Source organism: Rhodococcus sp. T2V (genome assembly GCF_029269925.1).
Lineage (GTDB): Bacteria > Actinomycetota > Actinomycetes > Mycobacteriales > Mycobacteriaceae > Rhodococcus_F > Rhodococcus_F koreensis.
In genome coordinates, this window is sequence record NZ_JARJBD010000073.1 from 41165 (window position 1) to 51966 (window position 10802).

At 68.2% G+C, this 10802-nt stretch carries 11 protein-coding genes; 10 read left to right on the forward strand and 1 reads right to left on the reverse strand.

Going from position 1 to position 10802, the window contains the following annotated elements:
• Nucleotides 1-38: 38 nt before the first annotated feature.
• Nucleotides 39-518, reverse strand: coding sequence for an SRPBCC family protein (locus P3H15_RS39355; RefSeq protein WP_276142210.1), 480 nt, complete (start codon nt 516-518; stop codon nt 39-41).
• Nucleotides 519-614: 96 nt separating this feature from the next.
• On the opposite strand from P3H15_RS39355, the gene P3H15_RS39360 reads away from it, so the two are divergent.
• The 10 genes from P3H15_RS39360 to P3H15_RS39405 all read left to right on the forward strand — a co-directional run.
• A complete protein-coding gene (locus tag P3H15_RS39360) occupies nt 615-1076 on the forward strand; it encodes a hypothetical protein (RefSeq protein WP_276142211.1) in 462 nt (153 codons plus the stop codon).
• Between the two features lie 118 nt (nt 1077-1194).
• Entirely contained in the window at nt 1195-1836 is a 642-nt protein-coding gene (locus tag P3H15_RS39365; RefSeq protein WP_276142212.1) for a helix-turn-helix domain-containing protein, read from the forward strand.
• A gap of 219 nt (nt 1837-2055) precedes the next feature.
• Entirely contained in the window at nt 2056-3351 is a 1296-nt protein-coding gene (locus tag P3H15_RS39370) for an MFS transporter (RefSeq protein WP_276142213.1), read from the forward strand.
• Between the two features lie 8 nt (nt 3352-3359).
• Nucleotides 3360-4724, forward strand: a complete 1365-nt coding sequence (locus tag P3H15_RS39375; protein WP_276142214.1) for an FAD-dependent oxidoreductase — start codon at nt 3360-3362, stop codon at nt 4722-4724.
• Complete coding sequence (locus tag P3H15_RS39380; RefSeq protein WP_276142215.1) at nt 4721-5968, forward strand: CaiB/BaiF CoA-transferase family protein; 1248 nt, start codon at nt 4721-4723, stop codon at nt 5966-5968. The genes P3H15_RS39375 and P3H15_RS39380 overlap by 4 nt, the downstream gene beginning before the upstream one ends.
• On the forward strand, nt 5965-6771 hold the full coding sequence (locus tag P3H15_RS39385) for an enoyl-CoA hydratase-related protein (protein ID WP_276142216.1): 807 nt from the start codon (nt 5965-5967) through the stop codon (nt 6769-6771). Before P3H15_RS39380 ends, P3H15_RS39385 begins: the two co-directional genes overlap by 4 nt.
• 21 nt (nt 6772-6792) lie before the next feature.
• On the forward strand, nt 6793-7707 hold the full coding sequence (locus P3H15_RS39390) for a dihydrodipicolinate synthase family protein (RefSeq protein WP_276142217.1): 915 nt from the start codon (nt 6793-6795) through the stop codon (nt 7705-7707).
• A complete protein-coding gene (locus P3H15_RS39395) occupies nt 7707-8480 on the forward strand; it encodes an SDR family oxidoreductase (RefSeq protein ID WP_276142218.1) in 774 nt (257 codons plus the stop codon). The genes P3H15_RS39390 and P3H15_RS39395 overlap by 1 nt, the downstream gene beginning before the upstream one ends.
• Nucleotides 8481-8516: 36 nt before the next feature.
• Complete coding sequence (locus tag P3H15_RS39400) at nt 8517-9992, forward strand: aldehyde dehydrogenase family protein (RefSeq protein ID WP_276142219.1); 1476 nt, start codon at nt 8517-8519, stop codon at nt 9990-9992.
• A 193-nt stretch (nt 9993-10185) separates the two neighbouring features.
• The coding region (locus tag P3H15_RS39405; RefSeq protein WP_276142220.1) for a wax ester/triacylglycerol synthase domain-containing protein at nt 10186-10802 on the forward strand (617 nt) is incomplete at its 3' end.

The following is a 10802-nucleotide window of genomic DNA, read 5'->3' on the forward strand; positions in this document are numbered from 1 at the left end:
CGTGGCGCACACTGCCCGCCGCCGACAGGCCTCGATTGTCAGACGGGTGGTTGCCCGTCGCTCGCCTCGGCGAGTTCGGCAAGCCGGTCCGCCGACGCCAGCAGCCAGTCGGAGGTGGTGATGCGGGCACGCTCTTGGCGTTTCGGATCGTCGGCCAAGCGCGACCAGTCATAGGTGTGCGTGACCCGAACGCTTCTCTCGTCGAGCGGCTCGAGTTCCCAGCGCCACAGATGCCCCGGCGGTGGATGGCCCTGCTCCGAAGGCGTCCAGGCGATCAGACGCCCCTCTTCGAATTCCACCACGTGGTTGTCGCGGATGCCTGCGTTGGTCAGTGTCATGGTGAACACGTCGCCCACGGCGCGCACCCGCTGTCCGGGCGCGGCCTCGGCCAGGTTGTCGCTGCCGTCCCAGCGCGGCTGTTGCGCCGGGTCGGCGATCAGTTCGAAGATCACCCGCGCCGGGGCAGTGATGACGCGGCTCGCGGTGACGATGGTGGGAATCCCATTCTCCTCGGTCATGACTCGATCACACCACGGAGTGACTACAGGTTCGACGCCGACGCTCGGTTTCCGAGGTACCGTCGGAACCATTGACCGACAGCGATCTGGAGCACCATGCCTCTTCCTACGCTCGGCAAGTCGATCGCGATCACCGGACTGGCGCTGGCCGGATTGTTCGGTGCCGCCGCTCCAGCCGCGGCGGACCAGACCCAGGACAGGTGGGTGAACATCCCGGACACCGCGACGGTAGCTCACGGCATTGCCTGCGGCGGCCGGATCGGAGGAGTCACCGTTGCCACCGACGCGCTGCCCGGGCTGGTCTACGTCCGGCTGAACGCGACGTTCGTCGGTGTGTCGACGACGCCGGGAGTGCTGTGCTCGGTAGTCGCGACGCTGCACTGGCGCAACCTGGAAACCGGCGCCGCAGGTTCGTGGTCCGCCGACGTCAGTGGCGGGCTGCTCGACTTCCCGGCGGAACCGTGGGCCCACCTCGAGACGGGATCCGGCCGCGTCGAGGTCACGCTGACCACCGACCGCCCGCACATCCCCAGCACCACCGAGATCAACGTGTACTGAGTTGGCGCGCCGGCACCGGAGACACCCCTGGCCGACCTCGGAAATCACGGATCCAATGAACTTTTTCAGAATATTTAAGAAGAGCCATTGACTCGCTGAAGATCTTCACTATAGTTCTGTGAGTCAGGTCACCCAGCGGGAGGAAAAGCCGATGACGGCGGAGAGCACCACACACACTCCTCCCGCGACGAGTGCGCTGTTGACGACCGTGGGCAACAAGATTCGCACCATGCGCAAGGAGAAGGGCCTGACCCTGGCGCAGCTCTCGGACATCACCGGACTCAGCCCGGCGATCGTCAGTCAGATCGAGCGTGGTCTGGCCAATCCGTCCTTCACCACACTCGCCCAGCTGGCCCACGGGCTGGACATCCCGGTCGGCAGATTCTTCATCGGCCAACCGGACACCACGTCGCCCGTCGTGCGAAAACACGAGCGGCGCAACCTCGTCGGCGTCACGAAGAAGTCGATGGGGGAAGCCGTCTACGAGCTGCTCACCCCCGAACTGGGCGGCGGCGCACTGGAGGCGCAATGGATCGAAACTCCGCCCGGACATGACACCAGCGCAACCCCGTTCCGGCACAGCGGCGAAGAGTTCGGCATCATCCTCGCCGGCCGCAAAGACATCTATCTGGACGGGGAATGCCATTCCCTGGAAGCGGGTGACTCGATCACCTTCTCCTCGGACATTCCGCACTGGTACAAGAACAGCTACGAAGAGGTATGCGTAGCGATCTGGGTCAACGCACCACACGCGTGGTGACCGCGGCGCACATCCGCCCCGGTACCAGAACAGCTACGAAGAGGTATGCGTAGCGAATTGGGTTGACGCACCACACCGTGGTGCCCGGCGTCCACCGCCTGCCGTCAGCCCAACCTCCTTACCGTCAGGCCGTCTCCCCGGCCGGACACAACGCGTCGCGTTGCCGTGATGCGTCATACCCTCTTGCACCCTCGAGGTGCCAGCGTAAGGACAAGACCATTGCTAGACACCACTGTGACAGCACCGAGCAGGCATCAACAACTCACCCCCGAGGTCCGCAAAGGCCTTCTCGGCCTCGGCCTCGGCAACGCCCTCGAATGGTACGACTGGATGGTCTTCGGGCTCCTGTCGGCGTTCATCGGACCCAACTTCTTCCCCTCCACCGACCCCCTCAGCGCCACGCTGAACACCCTCGCCGTCTTCGCCGTCGGCTTCGCCTTCCGGCCGCTGGGCGGCGTCATGCTCGGAACACTCGCGGACCGCATCGGCCGACGCCGGGTCATGTTGATCTCCATCAGCACGATGGCCGTGACCACCCTGATCATCGCGATCACCCCCGGCTACGCTCACATCGGCGCGTGGGCCGGAGCCATCCTCGTCGCGTGCCGCATCGTGCAGGGCGTCTCCACCGGCATCGAGGCGCCGCTCTCCACGGCCCACGCCGTCGAACTCGTCCCGGTCGGACGAGAAGGCCTCGTCGCCGGCGTCATGTCGTTCTACGTCAACCTCGGTGTGCTGTTGGCGTCGCTGGTCAGCTTCCTGTGCAGCCTGATCGTCGGCGGGACCGCCATGGGTGAATGGGGCTGGCGGATCCCCTTCGTCATCGGCGCCGTCTTCGGCATCGTCGTCGTGTACCTCCGCCGTGCACTCCCCGAGACCATGCGCCCGGAGGAACTGTCGGACAACACGACCGGTGCCGTGTGGACGGGCGTCCGCAAACACTGGCTCAGCGTCCTCGCCATCATCTTCGTGGTGGGCGCCGCCCAGGCCTACAACTACGCGTGGAACGTCGGGCTGCCCGCGACCGCGCGCAGCAACTTCAAGGAAGATCCCACCGCGGTATTCGCCCTGACGACGGCACTCGGTGTCATCCTGGTCATCGGCAGCTGGGTGGTCGGGAAGCTGACGGACGGCAAGTCCATGTCGCGCTGGTTCCTCTGGACCCGCGCGCTGTCGGTCCCGGCGATCTTCCTGATGCTGATGTACGTCCAACCCGGAATCGTCGGCTTCGCGGTCGTGCTGCTGGGCGGCTCGGTGGTCCTGGTGCTGAACATGACCCTCTACAACGTGGTCAGCACGTCGCTGATGCCGAAGAACTGCCGGGGCGCCGGGGTGTCACTGGGGTACGGCGTCGGTGTGGCGCTCTTCGGCGGCACCGCGTCCTACCTGCTCGTCTGGTTCCAATCCGTGAACGCCAACTGGATCTTCCCGGTGTACGTGGCCGTTCTCTCCATCCTCAGCATCGTCTTCTATCTGCTTGCTCGCCGTGCCAACGGCATCTTCGTCGGAAAGTAAGGACTCCCATGACCACTCTCGATCTGCGCGTCACCAGCCAGGACCTCGGTGCCCCCGTCGTCAACCGCTCCCAGGTGCTCGTGGTGGGCGGTGGCCCCGCCGGCGTGGCCGCCGCCGTCACCGCAGCCCGTTCCGGTGTCAGTGTCACCCTGCTGGAACGCTACTCGTCGCTCGGCGGCCTCGCGTCCGGCGGCATGGTGCTCGTCCTCGACGACATGATCAACGGACAGGACATCACCGTCACCGGCATCGTCTCCGAATACGTGGAGCGACTCCAGGCACTGGGCCTCGCCGTCGTCCCGCCGAGAGAAGACCGCACCACCTCCACCGAACTGTGGAACAAGTGGGGCCGCTACGGAACGTTCGACTTCCACTCCCACACCAACCCCAAACCCATCTGCTACGCCGCCGCATTCGATCCCGACGGCTGGAAGCGGGTTTCCAACGACCTCGTCCGCGAGGCCGGCGTCAACCTCCGACTGCACACCTGGTTCTCCCGTCCCGTCGTGGACGACGGCGTGGTCAAAGGCGTGGTGTGCGAAACCAAGTCCGGCCCGCAGGCATTCCTGGCGGACGTGGTCATCGACACGACCGGCGACATCGACGTCGCCTCCCGCGCCGGCGCCTCCCACATCAAGGACAGCTACATCACCACCCTCGTCTTCCGGCTGGGCGGCGTGGACACGGCAGCGGCCGAGCGCTTCGAACAGGAAAACCCCAAGGAAGCGCGGGCCATCAACCGCAAGATCAAGCGGCTGCTCGGCGGCGCCTGGGAACTGTGGTGGCTCAAGACACCGCTCGACGGCGTCGTCTGGTGCAACGCCCCGCACATGAGCGGATTCGACGGCACCGACCCGGGCGACCTCACGGCCGCCGAGTTCGCGGCCCGCGACCGCATCACCGAGGCGGTGGAGTACGTCAAGGAGCACCTCCCCGGGTTCGGCAACTGCTACATCGTGGACGTCGCATCGCAGTTGGGTGTTCGGCAGACCCGCCTCCTCCAAGGCGAGTACGTCATGACGAAGGAAGACGTCACCACGCGCAGGCATTTCGCCGACTCCGTCGCCCGCGGACGCGACTACTACTACCCGTACCGCGCGCTGCTCCCCAAGGGAGTCGATCAGCTCCTCGTGGCCGGACGCCACTACTCGGCAACACCGGACGCCCAGAAGATGTCCCGCGAGATCCCGCCCTGCATGGCCATGGGCCAGGCGGTCGGTGTCGCCTCCGCCCTCGCCGTCCGGGACGGCGTGACCGTCCGCTCCGTGTCCGCCCTCGACATCCAGGCGGGCATGCGCAGCCACGGCGCGGATCCCGGCGACATCCCCTCCGCCAACGCCACCCTCGACCAGGAAGCGACGGTCCCGGCATGAGCACCATCACCGAAGAGCTGACTTTCCCGACGACAACCACCCCCGACCCGGCTCCCGCCGGCCCGCAGCTTCCGCTGACCGGCGTCAAGATCGTCGACTTCACCCAGGTCTACATGGGACCGAGCGCGACGCAGATGCTGGGCGACTACGGCGCCGACATCATCAAGGTCGAGCGCCCCGGTGCCGGTGACATCGCCCGCAACTCGTTCCCGGACCCGGACGGGCAGGACAACCCGATCTTCCTGGCCATCAACCGCAACAAGCGCAGCATCAGCGTGGACACGCGCACCGAGGACGGCCGGGCGGTGCTGCGCAAGGTCATGAGCGATGCGGACGTGGTGGTCAGCAACTTCCGGGCCGGCGTCATGGAACGCATGGGCTTCGGATACGACGAGCTGAAGAAGGACAACCCCGGGATCATCTGGGCGTCCGGCACCGGTTTCGGCACCGAAGGTCCGTACTCCCACAAGGGCGGTCAGGACGCGATCGCGCAGGCGTATTCCGGCGTCATGTGGCGCCGCGAATCGGACGACGCGCCGCCCGTCGTCTACCCGACCACCCTGTGCGACTACACCACCGGCATGCACCTGATGCAGGGGATCCTGCTGGCGCTGCGCGCCCGCGAGCAGTACGGCACCGGGCAAAAGGTCGAGGTCACCATGTACGACTCCATGCTGCACATGCAGATGCAGGAGGCGTGCATGCAACTCAACCGTGGCTACGAGGTCAACTGGGGCGCAATGCCGTTCACCGGCGTGTTCCCCACCACGGACGGCGCCGTCTGCATGGTCGGCGGATTCACGGCCGACCCGCTCCTGCACATTTCCCGCGCCCTCGGCCTGGACGAGGACCTCACGCTCCGACCGGAGTTCTCCACGAAGGAACTCCAATTCGACAACAAACCGGCACTGCAGGCGATCTTCCGGGAACGCTTCGCGCAAAACACCACGGAGTACTGGACGGCGAGACTCGAGGAGGAGGGTCTGCTGAACGCCCCGGTGAACACCCTCGAGCAGACGCTGGCCGACGAGCAGACCCGCATCAACGGCATGATCGTGGAAGCCGAACATCCCACTGTCGGCACGGTGAAGATGCTGAACGCCCCCATCCGGCTCTCGGCGACCCCACCGTCCATCCGGCACAGCGCACCCCGCCTCGGCGAACACAATGCCGAGGTGTTGCGGGAACACGGATTCGACGACGACGTGATCGCGCGTCTCGTGGCGCTGGGGGTCCTCGCATGACCGACAGCACGACCGAGAACGGTGACGACGTCATCCTCACCGTCGACGACGGTGTGGCCACCGTGACGATCAATCGGCCGCACGTGCTGAATGCAGTCGACGGTCCCACCACGGCACGCCTGAACGGCATCTGGGAACAGCTGGAGCGGGACCGCGGCATCCGCGCCGTCGTCGTCACCGGCGCCGGCCCGAAGGCCTTCTGCACCGGAGCGGACATGAGCTCCGCCGCGGTGGACAAGACCGGACTGGAGTACTGGGCCGAACTGGACGCCAACGGCTTCGGCGGACTGAGCCTGCGCACCACCCTCGATGTTCCGGTGATCGCCAAGGTGAACGGCTACGCACTGGGCGGTGGCATGGAAATCGTTCTGGGCGCCGACATCGTGGTCGCCGCCGACACCGCCCGGTTCGGGCTGACGGAGCCGCGGGTCGGGAGGCTGGCCCTCGACGGCGGCATCCACCAGTTGGTGCGCCGGGTTCCCTACACCCAGGCCATGGGCATGCTGCTGACCGGACGCAAGGCCGACGCCGCCGAGATGCAGGCCATGGGGCTCGTCAACGAGGTGGTGCCGGCCGAGGAGCTGGACGCCGCCGTGGATCGCTGGCTCGACCAGATCCGGGCGTGTGCGCCCACCTCACTGCGGGCCGTCAAGCAGATGGTCACGCGCACCGCCCATCTCACCGCCGCCGAGGCGCGGGGGCTGCGACTTCCGGCGCTCATGGACGCCTTGGACAGCAAGGATTCCGCCGAAGGCGTGCTGGCGTTCCAGGAAAAGCGCGCGCCCGTGTGGTCCGGCGCGTAGCTCGAACGGAAAGGAAGAACCATGCGCGAATCATTGGAACACGGGGTGTGGGGCGTCGTCGCCACACCGTTCATCGGCAGCACCCAGGATGTCGACACCGACAGCCTCGCGAATCTGGTGGAGCACTACGAGAGGATCGGCGCCGTCGGGTTGACGGTGCTCGGAGTGTTCGGTGAAGCCGCGGCACTGTCCACGGACGAACGAGCCCTCGTGCTCGAAACCGTCACCGAGGCTTCCGATCTCCCGCTGGTGGTGGGTGTCACCGCCCTCACCACCCGCCCGGTCGTCGACGAGATCCGTGCCGCCCGCGCCGCGGCGGGCGAGCGGATCCGGGCGTTCATGGTGCAGGCCAACTCGGCCGACGCCGACGTCGTCACCGACCATCTGCAGGCCGTGCACGGAGTGACCGGCGCCGCGATCGTGCTGCAGGACTACCCCGCGGCCAGCGGCGTAGCCATCGGCACCGCCGCGCTGGCCGCAGTCGTACGGCGTTGCGAGTTCGTCGCGGCCGTCAAGGCGGAGTCACCGCCGACGTCCGTGGCCGTCGCCGAACTCACCGCCGCCGTCGACGTCTCGGTCTTCGGCGGACTCGGCGGCCAGGGCCTCCTGGACGAACTGGCCTCCGGCGCGGCGGGCGCGATGACGGGATTCTCCTGTCCCGAAGCGCTGGTGGCCTGTGTCCGGGCCTGGCAGACGGGCGGATATGAGGCCGCACGCGAAGTCCTGCAACCGTTCCTGCCCCTCGTCAACTTCGAGCAGCAGGCCAGGATCGCCCTCGCCGTCCGCAAGGAGCTGTTGCTACAGCGCGGACTGATCCGGGACTCGGCGGTGCGCGCCCCGGCCGTACCGTTCCCGGAGGTGCTCCGCGACAGTCTGACAACGCATCTGGCCGAGGCCTCGCGGGCCATCGAGACGCTCACCGCCGGGAGGATCTGATGGATCTCGGAATCCGCGGCAAGACCGCGCTCGTCGCAGCGTCCACCGGCGGCCTCGGCCTCGCCGTCGCCAGGGCCCTCTCCGCCGAAGGCGCACGCGTGGCGATCACCGGACGGCGGCGCGAGCGTGCCGAGGAGATCGCGTCATCCCTCGACGGAGCGATCGCCGTCGAGGCCGACCTGAGCACCCCGGACGGCACCGCGACCGCCGTCGAGCGCACCGAGGCGGAACTGGGACCGGTCGACATCGTGGTGCTCAACGGGCCCGGGCCCAGACCGGGCGCGGCGGCGACCCTGGGCGCGGACGATCTCGCGGCGGCCTTCGACATCCTGCTCCGCCCGCACCACGCACTCGTCTCGACCGTCCTCCCTGGCATGCGGGAGCGTCGCTGGGGCCGGGTGCTGGCCATCGGCTCCTCCGGAGTTGCTGCGCCCCTGCCTAATCTGGCGATGTCCAACACCGGTCGCGCGGCCCTGGCAGGGTACCTCAAGACTCTCGCCGCCGAGGTCGCCCTCGACTGCGTCACCGTCAACCTGCTGCTGCCGGGACGGATCGCCACCGACCGGGTGGCCGAGCTGGACGCCGCCGCGGCCAAGCGCCGAGGTGTCACCGTCACCGACATCGAAATCGAATCGCGCAAGACGATCCCGGCCCGCCGCTACGGCGACCCCGACGAATTCGGCGCTGCCGCCGCGTTCCTGTGCAGCGCCCCGGCGTCGTACATCACCGGCGTCGCACTCCGCTGCGACGGCGGCCTGATCCGCAGCCTCTAGGGCAGAACGCAGCCCTCCACCTCCCGAGGAGACACGATGACCACGACCGTCACCGAGCCCACCGGCTCACACATCCGGAACGACGTCCCGACCGCGCAGCACCTCGTCAACGGCAAATGGCTGGGCGGCGCCGACACCGCGCGCTGGAACCCGGCCCGCCCGAACGAGCTCGTCGCCTACTCGCCGAGTGGTGGTACCGCCGAGGTGGACGCCGCCGTCACGGCCGCCGCCGCGGCACAGCCGGCCTGGGCCGCGCTCCCCGCACCCGCCCGGGGCGCCATCCTCATCACGGCGGCAAACCTGTTGCAGGAACGGGGTTCCGCGGTGGCCGCGGACCTCGTCCGCGAAGAAGGCAAGACCCTTGCCGAGGCCCGGGGCGAGGTCACGCGCGCCGTGGACGTACTGCGGTTCTTCGGGTCCCTCGGTTGGGCGGCCACCGGCGAGGTGCTCCCCAGCGGGCTGCCCGGAACCAGCATCACCACCCGCCGCGAGCCCCTGGGCGTCTTCGGGCTCATCACGCCGTGGAACTTTCCCATCGCCATCCCGGCGTGGAAGACGGCACCCGCTCTGATCTCGGGCAACACCGTGGTGCTCAAGCCGGCCGAACTGACGCCCCTGTCGGCCACCCACCTCGCCCGCGCCCTGCACGACGCCGGTCTCCCCGCCGGGGTATTCAACGTGGTCCACGGCAAGGGGCGGGTGGTCGGTGACGCCCTGGCCCGCGACCCCCGCGTCGCGGGGCTGTCCTTCACCGGTTCCACCACCGTCGGGTTGGGGCTGCAGGACGTCCTGAACGCGCGCCGGGCCCGGGTACAGCTCGAGATGGGCGGCAAGAACGCGGTGCTGGTGCTCGACGACGCCCGGAACGCCGCACAGGTGGTGGCTGCGGGCGCGTTCGGGCTCACCGGGCAGGCCTGCACGGCGACGTCCCGCGTGTATGTCACCCCCGGGATCCGCGAAGCATTCGTGGACGCGCTGGTCGAGGAGGCCGCGCGGTATGTTCCGGGTGACGGTTCGGTCGACTCGACCCGCATGGGCGCGGTGGTGAGCCGCGCGCAGTTCGAGCAGAACCGGGCGGCGGTGCGCTCCGCGGTCGAGCGCGGCGCCACACTGCGGCACGGCGAGGACGCCGGCGATCCGTCCGCCGGGCTCTTCTTCCCGGCCACCGTGCTCACCGATCTGCCGCTCGACGATCCGGCGGTCACGGACGAGATCTTCGGGCCGGTCGTCGCCGTCCTGGAGGTCGCCGACTATGAGGCCGGGCTCGCCGCCGTCAACGATTCCCGCTACGGACTCACCGCGGGCATCTGCACCGACAGCCTGGCGCGCTCGACGGACTTCGCCGCCCGGGCGCAGGCCGGCGTCGTCAAGATCAACCGCCCGACGGCCGGGCTGGACCTGAACGTGCCGTTCGGCGGGGTGAAGGACTCGTCCACGAACACGTTCCGGGAGCAGGGCCGCAGCGCCGTGGACTTCTACACGTGGGGGAAGACCGTATACACGGGCGTCTGATCGCAGGGGTGCGATCGTGCGTGTGTGGCGGAAACGGTGGCTGTGCTGTAAAACTGAAACAGCGAGACCGGTTTGTGATATGAACCACACCTAAACGTTACTTTTACACACGGCAATATCGACATGAACGACAGTTCCGGGGGGAACGGATCCGCGCAGGCAGATCCCGTTTCGGGAACGGTAAGGACACCACATGCTGTTCCCGATGGCGCCGACCGACTCACTGTTTCTGCTCGGCGAGTCCCGCGAGCATCCGATGCACGTCGGTGGCCTGGCGGTGTTCACCCCACCCGAGGGATCGTCCGCGTCCGACGTGCGAGCGATGTTCGATGCGGCGCTGGTCGGCGACCAGGTGGCGGCGCCGTTCCGTAAGCGGGCCCGCCGCTCGGTGACGTCGCTCGGCCAGTGGGGCTGGGACACTCTTCCGCACGACGAGGTCGATCTGGAACATCACGTGCGCCGCGACGCCCTGCCGCAGCCGGGCGGAATGGCCGAACTGATGACCCTGGTGTCGCGGCTGCACGGCACGCTGCTCGACCGCAGCCGGCCGTTGTGGGAGATGCACCTGATCGAGGGCCTCGCCGACGGCCGCTACGCGATCTACACCAAGATCCACCACGCCCTCGCCGACGGCGCGTCCGCGATGAGGTTGCTCCGCGACAGCATGAGCGAGGATCCGCACCGCCGGAACATGCCCACCCCGTGGCAGCCCCGGACCCCGCTGGCGGCCGTGCCGGACGCGGGCACGGTCGTCACGACCGGTCCCGGCTCCGCGCTTCCGGCCATGGCGTGGGACGCGGCCCGCGCCGC

What these genes read in the sequence shown, in the direction of transcription:
- P3H15_RS39360 (WP_276142211.1), top strand. Translation starts at nt 615, where the DNA reads ATGCCTCTTCCTACGCTCGGCAAGTCGATCGCGATCACCGGACTGGCG.
- P3H15_RS39390 (WP_276142217.1), top strand. Translation starts at nt 6,793, where the DNA reads ATGCGCGAATCATTGGAACACGGGGTGTGGGGCGTCGTCGCCACACCG.
- P3H15_RS39385 (WP_276142216.1), top strand. Translation starts at nt 5,965, where the DNA reads ATGACCGACAGCACGACCGAGAACGGTGACGACGTCATCCTCACCGTC.
- P3H15_RS39380 (WP_276142215.1), top strand. Translation starts at nt 4,721, where the DNA reads ATGAGCACCATCACCGAAGAGCTGACTTTCCCGACGACAACCACCCCC.
- P3H15_RS39395 (WP_276142218.1), top strand. Translation starts at nt 7,707, where the DNA reads ATGGATCTCGGAATCCGCGGCAAGACCGCGCTCGTCGCAGCGTCCACC.
- P3H15_RS39375 (WP_276142214.1), top strand. Translation starts at nt 3,360, where the DNA reads ATGACCACTCTCGATCTGCGCGTCACCAGCCAGGACCTCGGTGCCCCC.
- P3H15_RS39400 (WP_276142219.1), top strand. Translation starts at nt 8,517, where the DNA reads ATGACCACGACCGTCACCGAGCCCACCGGCTCACACATCCGGAACGAC.
- P3H15_RS39355 (WP_276142210.1), bottom strand. Translation starts at nt 518, where the DNA reads ATGACCGAGGAGAATGGGATTCCCACCATCGTCACCGCGAGCCGCGTC.